Genomic DNA, 18,815 nt, shown 5'->3' with positions numbered 1-18,815 from the left:
AATCACCGCCCTATCTACGCTCATCCCCAAGGACGTTTCACCTCTCACGACAAGGAGTCGTCGGCCATGCGCGCAGCCCTGCGTTCGTCTTTCGCTCTCGTGTGTTCCCTTACCCTGGCCTCCGGCGCGGCGGCCCAGACGGTGCTCGATCCGGTCGAGACGCTGAACCGCATCAACCGCAACTACAACACCCTCAAGGACGCCTGCCAGGAGCCCGACACCGGCGCCGCCCGAGGGCATTACTACTGCAGCGGCGTGACCCTGCGCATGGTCAACGACGGGCCGTTCAACCCGTGGGACTACAGCCCGTACGCGATCAAGATCGGCGCGACCTCCTATTCGTGGATCCGCAAGGACCTGAGCACGCGCATCCTCATCCATCCGGCCGGGTTCATCCTGCGCACGCCCATCGATTCGATGGCGCTGCAGCTGCCGGTCAAGGAGCAGGGCTGGACGTGCATCTACGCGTTCGACGGCGGCACCGGGCCGGAGCGCAAGTGGTACGGCTGCGGCTTTTTCGACAGCAAGGAGCCGCCGCGCAAGGCCCAGGCCGCGATGGACAACCGCAACGCGGCGCTGGCCTACGGCACCTGCGCCGAAGCCGGCGTGAGCACTGCCGCGCAGTGGACGGCCCGCTACACCGGCCTGCTTAAGGGGCCGATCCAGTACGACCAGTGCTCCTGGAACGCCGAACGGCCTGACGACTGGAACGCCATGATCCGCGTCCATGAATCGCGGGTGAACACCACCCACAAGGATCCTTTCGCCTTCAGCGCGCAGGTCAACGAATTCATGTTGAAGAACGCGTCGGCCAGCAACGATGGCAGCGAAAACATGAAGTACATCGACGCCTTCATCTACAACGTCAACAGCACGCAGAACTTCGCCACCCGTGGCGACCAGGCGCCGCCGAAGCCGGAGAACGGCCTCAACAGCGCGCGCAATTTCCAGAAGAAACTCCAGGCCCAGGGCTACAGCGTGCCGATCCTGCGGCTGGACTTCACCAAGCCGCCGGAGCAGCGTTTCAGCTATGTCGCCGCCGACCAGGCGATCGACCTGGCCGCCGCCGGCAACGGCCAGCCGACGCCGGTGACGCCGAACGCCCGGTACATCGCTTCGGCCACCTGGGTCGAGCGCCATGACCCCGGCACCGGGAAAAACGAATGGACCCTCAACGTCGTCCCCACCGCCCAGGGCAAGGCGAGCCAGGCGAGCGATCAGGAAGCGGTTTACAAGGAGTTGTTCGAGCTGCGCGGCGCCGATAGCCAGTGGCGCGACAACGAAAAGTCCGCCGGCAGCATGCGTCAGCAACTGAGCTGCCTGGTGCAGCACTACCCAGGCAAGACCGAGTGGAACCTTGAACCGTTCCGGCCCGTCGTCACCCCGCAGGAAGCGGCCAAGGCCGGGTGCAATCCGGTGCCGGCCCAACCGGTGCAGTACATCGCGTCCGCCGATTGGGTCAAGCGCTACGACCCGGGCACCCGCCAGGACGAATGGACCTTGAGCGTCGTGCCGACCGCGGCCGGGCGTGCCTTGGCCCCCGACCAGCTCGGCGCCTTGTACGACCAGCTGTTCGCCCTGCGGGGCGGCGACGGCAACTGGCGCGACAACGAAAAGTCCGCCGGCAGCATGCGCGGGCAACTGAACTGCGTGCTGGTCAACTACCGCAGCAAGACGCCATGGAATCTTGAGCCGTTCAGGCCCGCGCTGTCGGACAGCGACACCCGCGCGGCGGGCTGCAATCCGGTGGCGCGCTAGGTTTCGCAAGAAGGCAAGGAGACAGTCGTCATGAAGACTCGCTGGAACAGGATCGCGCCGCTGTGCGTGTTGCCGCTGTGCCTGCACGTGGCCTCGGCTTATGCCGAGTCATGTGCGGAAACGCTGAAGAAAGTCGAAACGCTGTACAACAACACCGTCGACAGTTGCGGCAGGGATCCGGCGTCGGACTGTTCGGGGCTGTTGGTCCGGGGCACCCACCGGGCGGATCCGGCGAAGGGGCAGCAATGGGACGTCTGGAACCCGAGCCCCAAGGCCCAGGAACTGGGCACGTTCGCCGCGTCGTGGATGCGCGCCGACGGCATCAGCTACGAAGACCCCGGCATGAGCACCCAGAACGGCTACCTCATCACGCCGGTGGATCTGGTGCGCGACCCCGAGAACCCGGTGCACATCTACTGCGCGTTCCCCAACGACGCCTGGACCGATTTCCGCGACGACCGGGGCTGCGGCAACAACAAGAACACCACCCAGACCGAAGCGGTGTGCCAGTCGATGGCGCCGCCGATCAGCAACGTCAACGCGTGGGTCGCGCACTTCACTAAGTTCAACAATAACCGTCAGCAGGATCAGCTGCAGTGCGGCTTCAACATGCGCAACCCCATGAGCAGCCAGGAGCGGGTCACCGCGTTCCAGAATTTCATGGGTTCGCGCCGCGTGATCAACAGCCGCGAGTTCCAGACCCAGACCGAACTGCGCCTGGGCAACCCGAAGACCGACGAACTGCCGATCCTGGCCTTCTTCTACAGCGACCAGCGCGGCCTCAACGACGCGTTGGCCAATCAGAAGGACTACAAGAACAAGACCGGCAAGGACCGCAACATCATCAAGATCGACTTCCCCAAGACGCCGGTGGCCAAGGCGACATTCTCCTGCATCCAGACCGCGTCGGCGCCGGAGCCCAAGTACTGCGACAAATACATCGAGTCCAGCACCTGGGTGAAGCGGCCCGATCCGAAGCTCGGCCCCGACACCTGGTCGCTGCAGGTGGTGCCCACCGCATGCGGCCGGGCGATCAAGGACGACCAGACCGACCGGATGTTCGCCGAGCTGTACAACAAGCACAAAAACGATGACCAGTGGCGCCAGTACAGCGTCAACGGCGGTTCGCTGCGCCGCCAGCTGGTTTGCCACCTGGCGGCCACCTTCGACGGCAGGCCCGTGCGCAACAAGCCGGAGTGGAACCTTGAGCCGGCGCGGCCCTATGTCGACCAGGCCACGGCGGTGGCGCAACAGTGCAACCCTTACTGAGGCCGGCTGAAAGGACGCCGGACGGCCGGGCCCGCTAACGGGTTCCGGCCGTCGCTGCCTGCGCTTTGGCGTGCCTGGCGAACGCGATCTTGATCGCCACCAGCAGCGGGGCGGCGAACGCGAACAGCAGGACCACCGCCATGAAGGCGCTGTCGAAGGCGATCACCACCGATTGCCCCGAAACCGTGCGGCCCAGCAGATTCGCTGCGGCGCGGCCGGTCGCCGGCACGTCCATGCCCTTGTCCGTCAGCATCGTCGACAGCGTCGCCAACCGCTCGATGACTGCCGAACCGCCCGGCGTGACATGGGTGCCGAGGATCACGGCATTGTGCGCGTGGCCGTGCTCGATCAGCGTCTGCAACGCGGCCACGCCGATCAGTCCGCCCAATTGCCGGCCGGTGTTGAACAGGCCGATGCCGGCGGCCAGGTGACGGCTGGTCAGGCGGCTGAACGCGATCAGCGTGATCGACAGAAACAGGAAGCCCAGGCCCAGGCCCCGCAGCAGGATCGCCGCCATCATGTCGGCGCTGCCGCTCTCAAGGGTGGAGCCGGACAGCATCCACATGGCGAGGGCGATCAAGCCGATGCCGAACGGCACCGTGGCGAACGGCGCCACGCCGCGCGCCTGCATCAGCCAGGCCGACACGAGCAGGGCCGCGATGAACACGGCACCGCTGGGCAACAGCAGCAGGCCGGCCTCGGTGAGGGTGAAACCGAGCACCGACACGGCGAAGGCCGGTATCAGGTAGGCGCTGCCGAACAACGCCGCCCCGGCGACAAAACTGACGATGAAGGCAAAGGCGAAGTCGCTCGACCCGAACAGGTCGAAGTCGAGCAAAGGCTGGCGCCCGGTCGACACCTGCCGGGCGAGGAACCCCAGCAGCGCGGCGGTGCCCGCCAGTGTCAGCCAGGTGATGCGCGGTTCTTCGAACCAGTCCCAACGTTCGCCCTGACTGAGCACGTAGGTGAAGCACAGCAGGGCGGCGCTGATCAGCCCCCAGCCGATCCAGTCGAAGGGCCGCCGCTCGGCCTTGGCCGGCCTGGGCAGCTCCGCCAGCAGCATCAGGCCGCAGGCCGCCAGCGCCAACGGCACGGCGCTGAAGAAAATCCAGCCCCAGGAGCGGCTGTCCACCAGCCAACCTTGCAGGGCCGGGGTCAAGGTGGCCGAGGCGACCACCGCGCCGGTGGCGAACAGCGCCTGCAGCAGCGGTTGCCGTTCGCGCCGGAAGGCTCGGAAGACCAGGGCCTGGCCCGCCACCAGCAGGGTGCCGCCGGCAAAACCCTGCACCATGCGCAACGGCACCAGCAGCTCAAGCCGTGTGCCGCCGGCGGCCAAGGCGCAGGTCAGGCCCATGGCCAAGGCGGCGCCGACGATCACGGTGCGGGGCGCAAAGCGGCTCAGCAAGGCCGAGGCGCTGATGAAGCCGATCAGCTTGAACGCGGTGTAGCCGATGTCCAGCCAGGCAAACTCGTCGGGCGTGGCGTAGGTGTCGCCGATGATGCCGTTGCGTCCCAGCACCAGGGCGCTGCCGGCGATCGCTTCGGTCAGGCTGGCCAGCAGGACGCCGGACAGGAGCAGGGCACCGGTCCACGCGCCGGCCAGCCGTCTCATGATCCGGGCTCCACGTCGACCCGTGCCGACAGGCCGGGCACGATTCGGCCGGGCAGGGGGTTATGGGCCAGGCGGATCTTCACCGGCACCCGCTGCACCACCCGGACGAAGTTGCCGGTGGCGTTGTCGGTGGGCAACAGGCTGAAGGCCGAACCGCTGCCGGGGGCGAAACTGTCGACCACGCCGTGCAGAGCGTCGTCGGGGTAACCGTCGACCGTGATGCGCACCGATTGGCCGGGGTTGATCCGTTCGAGCTGGGTTTCCTTGAAGTTGGCCACGACCCAGACGTCCTGGACCGGAACGATGTCGAGCAGGGCGCCTCCCGGTGTGACGAAGCGGCCGACGCGCACCTGACGGTTGCCGACCACGCCGTTCACCGGCGCACGCACCACGGTGCTGTCGAGGTCGATCCGGGCCAGATCCCGTGAAGCCTGGGCCTGGGCCACGCTGGCCAGCGCCGCCGCCCGTTGGGCCGACAGCACGGCGATGCGCTGCTGTTGCGCCTCCACCGACGCCGAGGCAGCCTCCACCGTCGCGGACGCCCGCGTCTGGGCGGCGGCGGTTTCATCGACCAGCGCCTGGCTCACCGCATTGCTGACGATCAGCTTGCGGTTGCGTTCGTGGGTCTTGCTGGCCAGGTTCAGCTGCGCGGCGGCCGAGCGCCGTTGGGCCTCGGCCTGACGGATCTGGGCGTGCTGCAGTTCGGTCTGGGCGTCCACGTTGCTCAGGCGCGCCTGCGCCGACTGGAGATTGGCCTCCGCCAACGCCAGACGGGCGCGGTAGTCCTGGTCGTCGATGCGAAACAGCACGTCGCCGCTGCGCACCGCTTGGTTGTCCTGTACCTCGACCGTGGTGACGTAGCCGGACACCTTGGCCGCCAGCGATGTGACATCGCCGCGCACATAGGCGTTGTCGGTGCTGACGCCGGCGTCGCCGAACATAAAGGCACCGCCGCCCGCCACCGCCAGCGCCACCCCGCACAACAGCACGCCCGCCACTTTGCGTTGGCCGCGCCGTGCGGCGGACGGCGTGGGGTCGCCGGCCTGGCTGTCGGGTACATCGTGCTGGAGCGCGTTCATGTTCAGGGTCCTGCGCAAGGCCAGCGCCTCCGGCAGCGCGGGGCTGCCGGAGGCGGGCGGTTGAAGGGGGCGGTTACGGCTTCACGGGCCGGACCAGGTCTCCCTCGGTGCTGTCGAGCACGAACACCGCCAGCAGGCGGGACGGCTCGGTGGTGCTGGCGTTGGCGCTGACGGCGTGGAAGTCGCCCGGCTGTTCGACGAAGTGTTCCCCGGCCTTGTAGACCTTCTCCGGCGCATCGCCGACCTTGCTGCGCACGGCGCCCTCAAGCACGGTGGCGTAGATGAACGCCGACTTCGGATGGAAGTGCGCAGGCGAAGACCCGCCCGGTGCGTATTCCACCAGCACGCCCTTCATGGTCTTGCCCGGCACGTTGGGCAGGGCGCGGTCGAACACCACGGTGACCTTGCCCGCTTGCGGCTCGGCCGCCGAGGCCGTCGAGGCAGCGGTGACCGACACGGCCGCCAGGGTGGCGGCCAACAGGATTCGGCTAAACATGGCAGTGCTCCTTCAAATGTGGGTGGGGGCGCGTTCAGCGCGCGGCCGACGCGGTCGATTGCGCCAGCCAGTCTTCGAAACGGGTCGGGCCCAGGCGCGGGTTGGCGCTGCCGGGGGTGAGCGACTGGTCATCGAGTTCATCGCCGAAGTAGCGCGCGTGGACGTCCGGGATGACCTTGCGGGTATCGCCGGTGACGCGGAAATAGCGCCGGACCAGCTCATCCAGCGGCAAGGCTTCAGGGCCGGCGACTTCCTGGGTGGCGTTGCTCGGGGCGGCCAGCGCCACGTCGGTCAGCGCGGCGGCGACGTCGTCCGAGGCCATGGGTTGGATCAGTGCGGGCGACAGGCGCACTTCGTCGCCGACCGTGGCCGACTGGGCGATACCGCCGACGAATTCGAAGAACTGCGTGGCCCGCAGCAGGCTGTAAGGCATGCCGGAGGCCTTGATCAGGTTTTCCTGGGCCACTTTGGCGCGGAAGTAGCCGTTGTCCGGCAGCCGCTCGCTGCCCACCACCGACAGCGCCACGTGATGGCGGACCCCGGCGGCGGCCTCGGCGGCCAACAGATTGCGGGTGGAGGTCTCGAAGAACTCCAGCACCGCTCGGTCTTCCCAGGATGGCGCGTTGGACACGTCGACCACCACCTGGGCGCCGTCCATCGCTTCGGCGAGGCCTTCGCGGGTGATGCTGTTCACGCCGGTGTTGGGCGAGGCCGCGAGCGCCTCGTGGCCGCGCTCGCGCAGGTTCTTCACAAGTTTCGATCCGATGAGGCCGGTGCCTCCGATAACGACGATCTTCATGGCGACTCTCCGCTTGCCGACCGCAACCATTGCTGTCGATGTGCTTCGAGGATGCCTTCGCGGCGGCCGGGAATCTTTGCCCCGGCCTTGGATTTGCCTTGGCGCCGGCGTGGATTTGCGTCCAAACTGCCGTGGCCGGCGCACAGACCGGTGCGGCGGAGCACGCTCTGCCGTACCATTGAGAACCCAACCCATTGCCACCCCGGATTCCGCGCCGGGGGCGTCCGACCAGGGAACCGCCAGCGTGCCATTCAAGTTCGAAGACTACGTGCTCGACCCAGAGCGCCGGGAGCTGACCCAACGCGGCCAGACCGTGACCGTCGGGCCGCAAGTCTTCGATCTGCTGCTGCAGCTGGTCAGCCACCGCGACCGGGTGGTGAGCAAGGACGAGCTGCTCGATGCCGTGTGGAGCGGCCGGATCGTCTCCGAGTCCACCGTCACCAGCCACATCAACGCCGTGCGCAAGGCCATCGGCGACACCGGCGAGCACCAGCGCCTGGTGCGCACCGTGCCGCGCAAGGGCTACCGTTTCGTCGGCGAGATCCAGCCGAGCGACGACCCCGAGGTTCCCGCCGCAACGCCGCCGACGCCGCTGCGCCCGGCGCTCCTGCTGCCGGACAAGCCCTCGATCACGGTCCTGCCGTTCCAGAACCTCAGCGGCGACCCCGAGCAGGACTACTTCGCCGACGGCATGGCCGAGGACATCATCACCGCGCTGTCGCGCCTGCGTTGGCTGTTCGTCATCGCCCGCAACTCCAGCTTCACCTACAAGGGCAGGGCGGTGGACGCCCGCAGCGTCGGCCAGGAGCTGGGCGTGCGCTACGTGCTCGAAGGCAGCGTGCGCAAGTGCGGCAACAAGATCCGCCTCACCGGCCAGCTGATCGACGCCAGCAGCGGCATGCACCTGTGGGCCGAGCGCTTCGAGGGCCTGCTCGACGACATTTTCGAGCTGCAGGACCGGATCGCCGAAAGCGTGGTCGGCGCCATTGCCCCGCAACTGGAGCGGGCGGAAATCGAGCGGGCCAAGCGCAAGCCCACCGACAGCCTCGATGCCTACGACTATTACCTGCGCGCCACGGCCAAACTGCACATCGCCACCCGCGAGGCCATCGACGAATCGCTCGCGCTGTTCTACCGCGCCATCGAACTGGATCCGGAATTCGCGTCCGCCTACGGCATGGCCGCCTGGTGCCACTTCTGGCGCAAGCTCAACGGCTGGATGACCGACCGGCCGAGGGAAATCGCCGAAGGCGCGCGGCTGGCGCGGATGGCGGTGGAACTGGGCCGCGACGACGCCGTGGCCCTGACCCGCAGCGGCCATGCCCTGGCCCACCTGACCGGCGACGTCGACGGCGGCATCGCCTTGCTCGACCGGGCCCGGCTGCTCAACCCCAACCTGGCCCCGGCCTGGTACCTGGGCGGCATTCTGCGCGCGCTGCGCGGAGAGACCGAAGCCGCCATCCAGAACCTGGAGCATGCGGTGCGCCTGAGCCCCTTGGATCCGGAGATGTTCCGCATGCAGGTGGGCATGGCCATCGCCCATTTCTTCGCCGGTCGCTTCGAGGTCGCGGCCGGCTATGCCGAACAGTCGGTCGGCAACCTGCCCAGCCTGTTGCCGGCGGTGGCGTTGATGGCTGCCTGCCATGCGTTGAACGGGCGGATGGACAAGGCCGCGCAGGTCATGGCGCGGCTGCTTGAGCTGGATCCCACGCTGCGGGTGTCCAGGCTCAAGGACTGGCTGCCGATCCAGCGTCCCGAAGACGCCGCCCGGTTTGTCGAAGGGCTGCGCCTGGCCGGGCTGCCCGAATAGAAAACGCCCGAGGCGGGCGTCGGGCGTTTAGGGGGGGCAGAACCGCGCTGTCACATCACGCGGTCGTAGGTCTGGATGTTGTGCCGAAGGGCCGCCAGGAACGAGAACGCATTCTCGACGCGCTCGCCGTCGAACCCGTGGTAGTAGTTCTCCGCCGTCACCACGGTTCCGGCGTTGCGCCGGTTGTCCGGGTGCAGGCAGTACGGGATCGACAGGAACCCGCTGTCGAAGGCATCGAGGATGGCTTCGGACAGGTCGCTGTCGCGGGCGAGGGTGCCTTCGATCAGCTTTCTGGCGGCGCCGAGGATGCGCGCATGCTCCTGCGCATCGAACGGGATGTCCGGCAGCTCGCCTTCTGTGTTCAGGCAGAAGTCGGCGTACTCCAGCGCCGCGATGTTCTCCTCGATCCGGGGAATGCGGCGCGACTCCACCGGGGTCTTCATGATCACCCGCTGCACGCCGGTGGCGCGGATCATCCCCAGCGCATCCCCGGTGATCCGGCAGAACCCGCCCAGCGAACGCGGGAAGAAGCCCATGAACACATAGCCGACACAGTGATAGCTGCCGGGGGCGAAGTATTCGCCGGCCAGGTCCTGCAGGGCGGTCACCGCCGCACGGTCCTGCACCGGGGAGGTGCCCTGGGCGTAGGAGAACGACAGTGTCTTGATGCCGTGGGAGCGCAGGAACAGGCCTTCGAGAATGTTCAGCGCCACCAGGATCACCGGGTCGCACATCTGGCCCATCATGCAGCCGGCGAAGCTCTCGATGTGGCTGTGCTCCACCCCGTCGGCCAGCACCCGGCAGGCCTTCTCCCAATGGCCGAACGCCTCGCGCAGCGGCGTGCGGCTGTAGGGCAGGCAATAGGAGATCGGTCCGCCTTCGGTGGTGGGCAGGCCGATCTCGACCATCCGCTCGAAAATGTGCAGCGGATCGGGGGAGCCGTGGCGGATCTGCACCGGCAGGCGGTGGCGGGAATAGATCCGCTCCAGCATCGCGCGGGTGTCGTCGGCACGGTGGTTGACGATGGGGTAGCCGTTGAGCATCGACGCGCTGTCGATGGCCCGTTGCGCCGCTTCGAGGTTGTTCACCCGGGTGAACGCGTCGAGGGTGATGGTGCAGACGGTGTTGGCGCGGCTGGCGGCCACGGCCTCCAGGCCGGCCTGCATCCGGGCCGGGTCGCTGAAGCCCATGCGCGGCTGGAGCACCGGTCCTTGCGCGGCGAAGCGCTCAAGGACATGCGTGTTGAAGTCGATCATGCGGTAAGCCTTTTCATGAAACCGGGTGGGTGGCGCAGGCGGATCAGCGGGCGACCCGCTTCTCCAGCGTGTGCGTCGAATTCAGCTGAGCGGTCACCAGTTCCTGAAAGGTATCGAAGCTGTCGGCCACGCTGTCGTCGAACACTTCGTCGAAGCCGGCCGCGCGCAGGGTCTCGCTGTGCCGGGCGATGGTGCGGTCATCGTTCTCGGTGCAGATCTTGCCGCCGATGTACAGGCCGCCCGCGTGGCGGGTCTCGCTGCGGATGCGTTCGGCCAGTTCCGCGCCCTCGAGGTAGCCGTGGCCGTTGACGGTGCTGACCACGACAATGGCGTTGCCCTTGCGGTTGAGCCGGTCGATCACCTCGTCCATGGGCGTGTTGGGCCCCAGGTTCTCGACCTTGTAGCCCAGGTCGTTGAGCAGGAACTCCATGAACACCAGGTTCCAGCTGTGGGAGTCGGAAGGCACGGTGGCGAGCAGAGCGGTTTTGTTGAACATCATCGTTAAAGTCCCTTTTGTGTTGCAGTCCTGTTTGCGTAGTACGGAAGCGCCCGTTGGAAGTTGCGGAAGTTGGCGGTCACCGCATTGATGTACCCCCAGTTTTCGCTGTAGTTGGTGGGGAAGGGTTTGGAGCCTTCGAGCCTGTCCCGCTCGCGGGCGGTGATGTAGTTCGGCCAGTCGGCGGACCGTGGGCGGCGGTGATGGAAGTCGTGGCACGGCGTGTCGCCGACCATCACGAACAGGCGCACGAACAGGTGGAACATCAGCATCTTCACCAGCCACAGGGCGATCAGGGCCTGGCGGCGGATGAGGCCCGCGTTCTGCGGCAGGCGCAGTTCCTCGCCGATGAACACGCCGGTGGTGCTCTCGCAGATGAAGTCGATGCCGCGGCGCTCCAGCACGTCCACGCTGGGCCAGGTGTGCTCGGCGGCCAGGCGGAACGTGGTGCTGATGTGATAGCCGGCGAACACCGGCACGACCCAGGCCATGACGAACAGATCGAAATGCCCCAGGGCGGCCGACAGCAGGGCGAGGGCGATCCAGAACATCAGCGTCCATTGGGCGACGCGGCGGTTGTCGGCCACGGCGGTGGCTTTCACGCGGCCCCAGAACGAGCGCAGGATGGCCAGGGGCGACAGCGCGGTGGTCACCAGCTTGGTCCACATGGTGGTGATGCTGTCGGACGGCCTGAGCCCCACCACTTCCTGGAGATAGGACAGGGTGTCGTCATCGTCGGTCAAAAGGGCCCTGGAACTGTGGTGGAGCGTGTGTTCATGCTTGTAGACGTCGAAGGGCTTGAGCATCAGCACGCCGGAAATGATCCGGCCGACCTTCAGGTTGCGCCCGCGGTCCTCGAAGACCATGTCGTGGGCGCAGTTGTGGCAGATCATCACCTGCATCTGTTTGATGCCGCCGGTCGCCAGCACGAAGCCCAGCAGCCAGAGCCAGAGGCTGCCTTGCATGTAACCTGCGCCGGCCAGCAAGCTGCCGCCGGCGATCAGCCCGGCGGAGACGATGATATGGTGCATCGGTTTGAGCGGCCGGACCCGGTCGAGGTCCTCCGGCAGGGGCTTGGCGGTCAGCCAACTCAAGAACGGCTGCATGAACCCTGGAAGCGGGCGCATCGAGTTACGTATCATCCATGTTTCCTCTAGGGTTTTGCTCCATGCAAAAAACTTTAACGTGACCTCTTGTTATTTCGAACAGAAATAGGTGGGGATCGATTTTTCATTTTTGGGTAAATCATCGACATGGATTGGGATGATCTGAAAGTTTTTATCTTCGTCGCCAAATCGAACAACGTGACCGAGGCCGCGGTCTCGCTCAAGGTTTCGGCCTCGACGGTGTCACGCAAAATCGCGGCGCTGGAGGAGTCCCTCGGCGCCGCCCTGTTCCTGAAGAAGACCAACGGCTACTTCCTCACCGAGGCGGGCAGGGCGCTGCTGCCGTTGGCGCTGGAGACGGAAGAGCGCTTCAAGCTGATCGAGCGGCAGATGTCGCAACCGGGCGAGCGGATGGCGGGGCAGGTGCGCATCGACTGCCCGGAACTGATGGGCACGCACCTGATCATTCCTGCGCTGGCGCAGTTCCGCGAGCAGTACCCCGAGATCACCTTCGACTTCTTCAACTCGGCCGTGTCCTCCAAGCTCACGCAGAGCCACAGCGACATCATCGTCCGCCTGCGCAGGCCCGAGAACGGCAACTTCACCATGCGGCGCGTCGGGACGCTGACCCAGGGCCTGTTCTGCTCCGAGGGGTATGCCGCCGCCCACGGGCTTCCGTCGGCGCTGGCCGACCTGAAGCGGCACCGGCTGATCGGCTGGACCGAGGAGATGGATTACATGCCGCTGGCGCAGTGGCTGAGCGACGTGAGCGCCGAGCAGAAGCCGTGGATGCGGGTGTCCAACCTCAACGGTCAGCTCAAGGCCGTCGAAGCCGACCTCGGCATCGCCGCGCTGCCGGTCTATGTCGCGCACCAGTCGGGCCTGCGCCGGGTGCTGGCCGACGGCCCGTCGCACAGCTCCGAGGTCTGGCTGCTGCGCAATCAGGCGACGCAGGGCATCGGTCGGGTCGACCGGGTGGTGGACTACTTGACGGAGCTGCTGAGCGGGAGGACGGCCGCGATCCACTGACGGCCGTCCTGCCGGCGGGTCAGGGCGTAAGGATCAGGGAGCCGCAGGTTTCCCGGTCCTGCACCCTGCGGTGCGCCTCGGCGGCGTCGGCCAACGGCAGGCGGGTGATGGCGGGCGGGCGGATGGCGCCGTCGGACAAGGCACGCAGCACGCGCTGCGCGGCGTCGGCGAGTTCGCTGTCCTGGCCGATGTAGTGCTTGATGGACGGCCGCGTCACATGCAGCGAGCCCATCTGCCCCAGCCGGGAGAGGTTGAACCCGGTCACGTCGCCGGACGCGTTGCCGAACGACACCAGGTGGCCGCGCTGGCGCAGGCACGCCAACGACAGTTCAACGGTCGCGCGCCCCACGGAATCGAACACGGTGTGGACGCCCTTGTTCGCGGTCAGTTCGCGGATGTGCCTGAGCGTGTCCGGCGCCTCGGCGTCGAAGGCCGCCACGCAGCCGGCGGCGAGCGCCTGGCGTCTTTTGTCTTCGCTGGACGCCAGGCCGATGACGTGCAGGCCCCGGGCGCTCAGCCAGGCCGTGGCGATGCTGCCCACGCCGCCGGCGGCGGCATGCCAGACCACCCAGTCGCCGGGGGCCACGGGTATGCAGCGGTGAGTCAGGTACTCGACGGTCAGCCCCTTGAACATCAGGGCGGCGGCCACCTCCGTGGTCACGCCGTCGGGCAGGCGGATGGCGCGTGCGGCCGGCAGCACGGCGTGGCTGGCGTAGCTCCCCGTCGAGCCGTCGACGAACGCGACCCGGTCGCCGGGGACGAGCCCCTGCACCTGCGGCCCGCATTCGATGACGCGGCCGGCGCCTTCCATGCCCAGGCAGCGGGGGAACGGCGAGCCGTCGTCCAGCGCGCCGGAGCGGCGGTGCAGGTCAATGAAGTTCACCCCGGCCGCCTCGATGGCGACGGTGATTTCGCCGTCGCCGGGGGCGCGGAGCTTGAGCTCGCGCAGCGCCAGGACGTCGGGTTTGCCGGGGGCGGCGAAGGTGATCGCTTGGGCGTGGGTCATGGGCAGTCCTCACAGCGGGCCGATGCGCAGGAAGATCCACACGGCGACCGCGATCAGCATGAGGCCGAACGCGGCGTTCTGCGCCACCAGCAGCCGGGGCCGCGAGCGGATCAGTTTCTGCACGGTCGAGCCCATCGAGACCCAGATGACGTGGGAGAAGAAGTTCAGCGAAATCAGCGCGGCGCTGAGGATCAGCACCACCGTGCTGCTGGTCTCGCCGGAGGGCAGGAACGTGGAGAACATCACCAGCAGCATGACGATCCCTTGCACGTTGCCCAGCTGCACGAAGATGCCGTCGCGAAACTGCAGGTGCAGGGTCTTGTCGCCGGGTGCCTTCAGCGGACGGCGTAGCAGGCGCACACCCAGCCACAGGATGTACAGGCTGCCTGCCACCTGCAGGCCCCAGACCAGCGTCGGGTGGTTCATCAGCGTGTGGTAGAGCCCCAGACCGACCAGCACGGCGATCAGGAAATAGGTGATGTCGAGACCGGCGATGAACCGCACCGAGCGGCGCACGCCGCTTTGCGCGCCGGAGGTGGCGACCATCAGGTTGCCGGGGCCTGCGCTGAGGGTGAGCGGCACCATGGTCGACAGCCAGAGCAACCAGTTGATGCTGAAAATGTCTTGCATGCTTTCTTCCTTAAATCGCGGTGCGAACGACGTTCGCGCCAGTCTAATTCGCGGCCGCTTTTAAGGTTATAGCGAAGAGCGCAAGGCGATATCCCAGAAATGGTGGAAGCCCGATGCAGGCATCGGGCTCCTTGGGGAGGGGGCTCAGACCGTGACGACGACCTTGCCGACTTGCTGGTTGGCCTCGAGGAAACGGTGCGCCTGCTGGATGTCGTCCAGCGCGAACGTCTTCGCGATGACCGGCTTGAGCGCGCCCGACGACAGGCCGTCGAGGATGAACGCCTTGGCCCGTTCCAGCACGGCCGGGTCGGCGACGATCTCCGCGTACAGGTAGCCCTTGAGCGTCAGGCACTTGCCCAGCACGGTGAACAGCGGGAACGGCGTGGGTTCCGGGCTCAGGGCGCCGTATTCGAGCAGGATGCCGCCGCGGGCCATGCTCTGGGTGAGCGTTTCGAAGGCCGGGCCGCCCACCGGGTCGAACACCACGCGGGCGCCTTGGCCGTCGGTGAGCGCCATGACCCGCGCCACGATGTCTTCTTCGTCGCTGACGATCACATGGGCGGCGCCGGCGTCCAGCAGGGCCTGCTTCTTCGCCTGGGTGCGGGTGATGGCGACCGGCACCGCGCCGACGCTGCGGGCGATCTGGAACGCGGCCAGGCCGACGCTGCTGGAGGCGGCGGTGATCAGCACCACATCGCCCTGGGTCAGTTTCGCCTGTTCGATCAGCGCGCCCCACGCGGTGACGTACTGCATCCAGGACGCGGCGGCCTGTTCGAAGGACAGGTTGTCCGGGTGCTTGACGGTGAGGTGGGCGGGCACGTTCGCCACTTCGCCGTAGGTGCCCCAGCGGGCGATGTCCAGCGGCGGAATCAGGCTGACCGCGTCGCCGATGGCGAAGCCGCTGACGCCGGCGCCGACCGCCGCCACCACGCCGGCCGCTTCGTAGCCCAGCCGGCTGGGGAACTCGGCTTCCTGCAGGTAGGCGTGGTTGCGGAACATGACTTCCGCGCGGTTCAGGCCGAAGGCCTTGACCTGGATCTGCACCTCGCCGGCGGCGGGGGCGGGCACGTCCACCGCTTCCAGTTTCAAGACGCTTGCGTCGCCGTACTCGTGAATCCTGACTATCCGGGCCATGTGCACCTCTGCTGTATCGATGGGGCGGCGCACCGGGGCGGTCCCGGTGCGTCCGTGTCGTGGCGCCCAATTTAGTCTTTGGCCTGGGCCGGATAAAGCCCTACGATGGCGCGACACTAGAAACACAGGGTTTCCAATGGATCGCCTCACGTTGATGGCCACCTTCGTCAGATCGGTGGAGCTGGGCTCCTTCAGCGCCGTGGCCGACGAGCTCAGGCTGTCGCCGCAACTGGTCGGCAAGCAGGTGAAAATGCTCGAACAGCATTTGGGCGTCTCGCTGCTCAACCGCACCACCCGCAAGCAGAGCCTGACCGACTTCGGCCGCACCTTCTACGAGCGGGCCAAGCTGATTCTGGCTGACGTGGACGCCGCCGAGGAGATGGCCGCCGTGACCCGCGGCGTGCCCAGCGGACGGCTGCGGATCAACGCGCCGGTGACGTTCGGCGTGAGCACGCTGTCGCCGCGCCTGCTGGAGTACATGGTGCGTTATCCGCAGGTGTCGGTGGACCTGACCCTGTCCAACGAGCTGGTCGATCTGGTCGAAGGCGGCTACGACGCGGTGTTTCGAATCGGCGAGCTGGCGGACAGCGGCATGAAGGCATTGCCGCTCAAACCGTACCGAATGGTGTTGTGCGCGGCGCCGGCGTATCTGGCTCGGCGGCCGGCGATCAATACGCCCCAGGACCTGCAGGCGCACGAATGCCTGGCGTTCGCCTATTCGGACGGACGTTCGCACTTTCGCCTCGAAGGGCCGGAGGGGGTGGTCGATGTGCCGATCAAGAGCCGGCTGACGATCAATCAGGGCGACCCGCTGCTGGCCGCCGCCGTGGCGGGGCTGGGGGTGGTGATGCTGCCGCTGGAGCTGGTCAGGGACGCGCTGCGCGCCGGCACGCTGGTGAGCGTGCTGGCGCAGTACAAGGTGCCGGTTTCGCCGATGAACCTGCTGTACGCGCCGGACCGGCGGCTGACGCCCAAGCTGCAAAGCTTCATGGACTTCGTCAGGGCCGCGTTCGGTCCGGGGGCGTGAGGCTCAGAGCCCCTGTTCTTGCTCGAACAGGGCGTCCAGCGTCTGCCGGCGGCGGATCAGGCGGGCCTGGCCATCGCTGAACAGCACCTCCGGCAGCAGCGGCCGGCTGTTGTAGTTGGACGACATCGACGCGCCGTAGGCCCCGGTGTCATGGAACACCAGCAGGTCGCCGACCTTGGCCTCGGGCAGCGGTTGCGGGCGCAGTTCCTGGTCGTCCTGGGTGAAGATGTCGCCCGATTCGCACAGCGGGCCGCCGACGACGGTGTCCACCTGCGGCCGGTCAACCGGGCGGCCTTCGGCGTCGAGCAGCGTCATGTGGTGGTAGGCGCCGTACATGGCCGGGCGCATCAGGTCGTTGAAGCCGGCGTCGACCAGCACGTAGTGGCGGTTGCCCATGCGCTTGACCGCCCGAACCTCGCTCACCAGCCGGCCCGACTCGGCCATCAGGAAACGGCCCGGCTCGATCTCCATGTGCACCGGATGGCCCAGCAGCGCTTCGATTTCCTTCTTGGCCACCGCCCAGGTGCGCGCATAGCGCTCGACGTCCACGGCGGCCTCGCCCGGACGGTAGGGCGTGGACAGGCCGCCGCCGATGGAGAAGGCCTCGATGTCCTGGTCCAGGCCTTTGATCTGTTGCACCATCGAACGCGCGACTTCTTCCAGGTGCGAATAATCCACGCCGGAGCCGATGTGCATGTGCACGCCCACCAGCTTCAGGCCGAACGCGCGGATGACGGCCAGGGCCTCGTGCAGGTCTTCATGCCAGATGCCGTGCTTGCTGTTCTCGCCGCCGGTGTTGGTCTTGCGGCTGTGGCCGTGGCCGAACCCCGGATTGATCCGCAGCCATACGCGGTGGCCCGGCGAACGCTCGCCCAACTGGCGCAGCATGTCGATGGAACCGGCGTTGACCTCCACCCCCAATTCGACGACGCGCTCAAGGGTCTTGCGGTCGAACAGGTCGCAGGTGAACACGATGCCCGCCGGCGAGCCGCCGACCTGGAACCCGGCGAGCAGGGCGCGTTCGATCTCGCCCAGGGACACGGCGTCCACGTGCAGGCCTTGCTCGCGCATCAGGCGCAGGATGTGCAGGTTGGAGCAGGCCTTCTGCGCGTAGCGGACGGTGTCGAACACCCGCAGGCGTCCGATCCGCTCCAGGATCGTCGCGGCGTCGTAGGTCCAAAGCGGGGTGCCGTGGGTTCGGGCGCTGTCGGCCAACAGCGGAAACAGAGAAGAGGAGGTCATGGCAAGGGCTCAACGGACAGTTCGGGTCAGGATGCCTTGCGTTGCCCATCTGGAAAAATACCTTTTGTTTGCGAGGCCATTCATATTTGATATGGACATAGCCTTTCGAATCAGGAACCCCGAGTGAAAATCACCCTGCGCCACGTCGAAGTGTTCCGCTCCATCATGCAGACCGGCAGCGTCACCGGCGCGGCGCGGTTGCTGCTCACCTCGCAGCCGACCGTCAGCCGCGAACTGGCGCGGCTTGAGCAGGTGTCGGGCCTGCGCCTGTTCGAGCGCGAAGGCGGGCGGCTGCGGCCCACCGCCCAGGCCCTGATGCTGCTGGAGGAGGTCGAGCGCTGTTATGTGGGCCTTGAGCGCATCGACCGTTATGCGCAGTCGATCCGCAATTTCGAGCACGGCCGCCTGGAGCTCACCTGCCTGCCGCTGTTTTCGCAAACGTTCCTGCCCAGGGCCTGCCGAGGTTTCCATCAGGCGCATCCGGGCGTCAGCGTCAGCATCGTCGCCCAGGAATCGCCCTTGCTGGAGGAGTCGCTGGTCACCCAGCAGTACGACCTGGGGCTGACCGAAGTGGAGCAGATCCCCCGCGGCACGAGCGGCGAACTGCTGTTCAGTGCGGACCTGGTCTGCGTCCTGGCGCCGGGGCACCCGTTGCTGGCCAAGCCGGTGCTGGCGCTTGAGGACTTTCACCGGGTCGACTTCATCAACCTGGCCAGCCTGGACATTTACCGGCAGACCCTCGACGCGCACTTCCGCCAGGCCCAGGTGGACCGCCGCACCGTGATCGAGACGGGCAACGCGGCGTCGGTCTGCGCCATGGTCAGGCAAGGCTTGGGCGTGGCGGTCATCAACCCGCTGACCGCGCTGGCCGAGGCCGGGCGGGATCTGCTCATCCGTCCGCTGAGCCTGTCGGTGCCGTACCGCGTGATGCTGATCCGACCGCAACACCGGCCGCCGTCGGCCAGCGTCGACGCGTTTTGCCAGGTGCTGCGCGAAGAGGCGCGGCGGATGGCTGACGGCGTGGAGAAGGCTCGACGAGGCACGGCAGAGGCATGAACACGCCGCC

Annotated in this window: 17 protein-coding genes; 6 read left to right on the top strand and 11 right to left on the bottom strand. The window is 67.1% G+C overall.

Features of this window, described 5'->3' with window-relative positions:
• Positions 1-66: 66 nt before the first annotated feature.
• Entirely contained in the window at positions 67-1,758 is a 1,692-nt protein-coding gene (locus tag ACIP0B_RS01100; RefSeq protein WP_400829070.1) for a DUF2599 domain-containing protein, read from the top strand.
• Between the two features lie 30 nt (positions 1,759-1,788).
• Positions 1,789-3,027: a DUF2599 domain-containing protein gene (locus ACIP0B_RS01095; RefSeq protein ID WP_400829068.1), complete on the top strand. Its 1,239-nt coding sequence runs from the start codon at positions 1,789-1,791 to the stop codon at positions 3,025-3,027.
• Between the two features lie 34 nt (positions 3,028-3,061).
• Here the strand turns inward: ACIP0B_RS01095 and ACIP0B_RS01090 are convergent, their stop codons facing one another.
• From ACIP0B_RS01090 to ACIP0B_RS01075, 4 genes are all read right to left on the bottom strand, one after another.
• Complete coding sequence (locus tag ACIP0B_RS01090) at positions 3,062-4,639, bottom strand: MFS transporter (protein ID WP_400829066.1); 1,578 nt, start codon at positions 4,637-4,639, stop codon at positions 3,062-3,064.
• A complete protein-coding gene (locus ACIP0B_RS01085) occupies positions 4,636-5,718 on the bottom strand; it encodes an HlyD family secretion protein (RefSeq protein ID WP_400829065.1) in 1,083 nt (360 codons plus the stop codon). Before ACIP0B_RS01085 ends, ACIP0B_RS01090 begins: the two co-directional genes overlap by 4 nt.
• A 73-nt stretch (positions 5,719-5,791) precedes the next feature.
• The gene (locus ACIP0B_RS01080) at positions 5,792-6,214 is read right to left on the bottom strand and encodes a cupin domain-containing protein (protein WP_400829064.1); all 423 of its coding nucleotides are present in this window, start codon (positions 6,212-6,214) and stop codon (positions 5,792-5,794) included.
• Between the two features lie 34 nt (positions 6,215-6,248).
• On the bottom strand, positions 6,249-7,013 hold the full coding sequence (locus ACIP0B_RS01075; RefSeq protein ID WP_400829063.1) for an SDR family oxidoreductase: 765 nt from the start codon (positions 7,011-7,013) through the stop codon (positions 6,249-6,251).
• Positions 7,014-7,257: 244 nt separating this feature from the next.
• Between ACIP0B_RS01075 and ACIP0B_RS01070 the strand changes: the two genes are divergently transcribed.
• Entirely contained in the window at positions 7,258-8,823 is a 1,566-nt protein-coding gene (locus tag ACIP0B_RS01070) for a winged helix-turn-helix domain-containing tetratricopeptide repeat protein (protein WP_400829061.1), read from the top strand.
• Between the two features lie 50 nt (positions 8,824-8,873).
• On the opposite strand, the gene ACIP0B_RS01065 is transcribed toward ACIP0B_RS01070, so the two are convergent.
• The 3 genes from ACIP0B_RS01065 to ACIP0B_RS01055 are packed head-to-tail and all read right to left on the bottom strand — an operon-like array spanning position 8,874 to position 11,717.
• Positions 8,874-10,079: a methylaspartate mutase gene (locus ACIP0B_RS01065; protein WP_400829059.1), complete on the bottom strand. Its 1,206-nt coding sequence runs from the start codon at positions 10,077-10,079 to the stop codon at positions 8,874-8,876.
• 43 nt (positions 10,080-10,122) lie between these two features.
• Positions 10,123-10,578 (bottom strand): cobalamin B12-binding domain-containing protein, encoded by a 456-nt coding sequence (locus ACIP0B_RS01060; RefSeq protein ID WP_400829057.1) that lies wholly within the window; start codon positions 10,576-10,578, stop codon positions 10,123-10,125.
• Between the two features lie 2 nt (positions 10,579-10,580).
• Positions 10,581-11,717, bottom strand: a complete 1,137-nt coding sequence (locus ACIP0B_RS01055) for a fatty acid desaturase (RefSeq protein ID WP_400829055.1) — start codon at positions 11,715-11,717, stop codon at positions 10,581-10,583.
• A 111-nt stretch (positions 11,718-11,828) separates the two neighbouring features.
• Here ACIP0B_RS01055 and ACIP0B_RS01050 point away from each other — a divergent pair, with 111 nt between their 5' ends.
• Positions 11,829-12,710 (top strand): LysR family transcriptional regulator, encoded by an 882-nt coding sequence (locus ACIP0B_RS01050; RefSeq protein ID WP_400829053.1) that lies wholly within the window; start codon positions 11,829-11,831, stop codon positions 12,708-12,710.
• 19 nt (positions 12,711-12,729) lie between these two features.
• On the opposite strand, the gene ACIP0B_RS01045 is transcribed toward ACIP0B_RS01050, so the two are convergent.
• From ACIP0B_RS01045 to ACIP0B_RS01035, 3 genes are all read right to left on the bottom strand, one after another.
• Entirely contained in the window at positions 12,730-13,716 is a 987-nt protein-coding gene (locus ACIP0B_RS01045) for a quinone oxidoreductase family protein (protein ID WP_400829051.1), read from the bottom strand.
• A gap of 9 nt (positions 13,717-13,725) precedes the next feature.
• The gene (locus ACIP0B_RS01040) at positions 13,726-14,346 is read right to left on the bottom strand and encodes a LysE family translocator (protein ID WP_400829049.1); all 621 of its coding nucleotides are present in this window, start codon (positions 14,344-14,346) and stop codon (positions 13,726-13,728) included.
• A gap of 144 nt (positions 14,347-14,490) precedes the next feature.
• The gene (locus ACIP0B_RS01035; protein WP_400829047.1) at positions 14,491-15,480 is read right to left on the bottom strand and encodes a zinc-dependent alcohol dehydrogenase family protein; all 990 of its coding nucleotides are present in this window, start codon (positions 15,478-15,480) and stop codon (positions 14,491-14,493) included.
• A gap of 136 nt (positions 15,481-15,616) precedes the next feature.
• On the opposite strand from ACIP0B_RS01035, the gene ACIP0B_RS01030 reads away from it, so the two are divergent.
• Entirely contained in the window at positions 15,617-16,507 is an 891-nt protein-coding gene (locus tag ACIP0B_RS01030; RefSeq protein ID WP_400829045.1) for a LysR family transcriptional regulator, read from the top strand.
• 3 nt (positions 16,508-16,510) lie between these two features.
• Here ACIP0B_RS01030 and lysA read toward each other — a convergent pair whose 3' ends face one another.
• Positions 16,511-17,749, bottom strand: coding sequence for a diaminopimelate decarboxylase (gene lysA / locus ACIP0B_RS01025; RefSeq protein ID WP_400829043.1), 1,239 nt, complete (start codon positions 17,747-17,749; stop codon positions 16,511-16,513).
• A 123-nt stretch (positions 17,750-17,872) separates the two neighbouring features.
• Between lysA and ACIP0B_RS01020 the strand changes: the two genes are divergently transcribed.
• Positions 17,873-18,805, top strand: a complete 933-nt coding sequence (locus ACIP0B_RS01020; protein ID WP_400829041.1) for a LysR family transcriptional regulator — start codon at positions 17,873-17,875, stop codon at positions 18,803-18,805.
• Positions 18,806-18,815 lie beyond the last annotated feature (10 nt).

The sequence above is a fragment of the Pseudomonas sp. NPDC089534 genome (assembly GCF_044749305.1).
GTDB classification, from domain to species: domain Bacteria; phylum Pseudomonadota; class Gammaproteobacteria; order Pseudomonadales; family Pseudomonadaceae; genus Aquipseudomonas; species Aquipseudomonas ekonensis.
Note: the sequence above shows the minus strand (reverse complement) of the source record. Positions and strands in the feature narration are given on the sequence as shown.

What these genes read in the sequence shown, in the direction of transcription:
- ACIP0B_RS01030 (WP_400829045.1), top strand. Translation starts at nt 15,617, where the DNA reads ATGGATCGCCTCACGTTGATGGCCACCTTCGTCAGATCGGTGGAGCTG.
- ACIP0B_RS01055 (WP_400829055.1), bottom strand. Translation starts at nt 11,717, where the DNA reads ATGATACGTAACTCGATGCGCCCGCTTCCAGGGTTCATGCAGCCGTTC.
- ACIP0B_RS01035 (WP_400829047.1), bottom strand. Translation starts at nt 15,480, where the DNA reads ATGGCCCGGATAGTCAGGATTCACGAGTACGGCGACGCAAGCGTCTTG.
- ACIP0B_RS01060 (WP_400829057.1), bottom strand. Translation starts at nt 10,578, where the DNA reads ATGATGTTCAACAAAACCGCTCTGCTCGCCACCGTGCCTTCCGACTCC.
- ACIP0B_RS01080 (WP_400829064.1), bottom strand. Translation starts at nt 6,214, where the DNA reads ATGTTTAGCCGAATCCTGTTGGCCGCCACCCTGGCGGCCGTGTCGGTC.
- ACIP0B_RS01045 (WP_400829051.1), bottom strand. Translation starts at nt 13,716, where the DNA reads ATGACCCACGCCCAAGCGATCACCTTCGCCGCCCCCGGCAAACCCGAC.
- ACIP0B_RS01065 (WP_400829059.1), bottom strand. Translation starts at nt 10,079, where the DNA reads ATGATCGACTTCAACACGCATGTCCTTGAGCGCTTCGCCGCGCAAGGA.
- ACIP0B_RS01090 (WP_400829066.1), bottom strand. Translation starts at nt 4,639, where the DNA reads ATGAGACGGCTGGCCGGCGCGTGGACCGGTGCCCTGCTCCTGTCCGGC.
- ACIP0B_RS01100 (WP_400829070.1), top strand. Translation starts at nt 67, where the DNA reads ATGCGCGCAGCCCTGCGTTCGTCTTTCGCTCTCGTGTGTTCCCTTACC.
- ACIP0B_RS01095 (WP_400829068.1), top strand. Translation starts at nt 1,789, where the DNA reads ATGAAGACTCGCTGGAACAGGATCGCGCCGCTGTGCGTGTTGCCGCTG.
- ACIP0B_RS01075 (WP_400829063.1), bottom strand. Translation starts at nt 7,013, where the DNA reads ATGAAGATCGTCGTTATCGGAGGCACCGGCCTCATCGGATCGAAACTT.
- ACIP0B_RS01040 (WP_400829049.1), bottom strand. Translation starts at nt 14,346, where the DNA reads ATGCAAGACATTTTCAGCATCAACTGGTTGCTCTGGCTGTCGACCATG.
- ACIP0B_RS01050 (WP_400829053.1), top strand. Translation starts at nt 11,829, where the DNA reads ATGGATTGGGATGATCTGAAAGTTTTTATCTTCGTCGCCAAATCGAAC.
- ACIP0B_RS01085 (WP_400829065.1), bottom strand. Translation starts at nt 5,718, where the DNA reads ATGAACGCGCTCCAGCACGATGTACCCGACAGCCAGGCCGGCGACCCC.
- lysA (WP_400829043.1), bottom strand. Translation starts at nt 17,749, where the DNA reads ATGACCTCCTCTTCTCTGTTTCCGCTGTTGGCCGACAGCGCCCGAACC.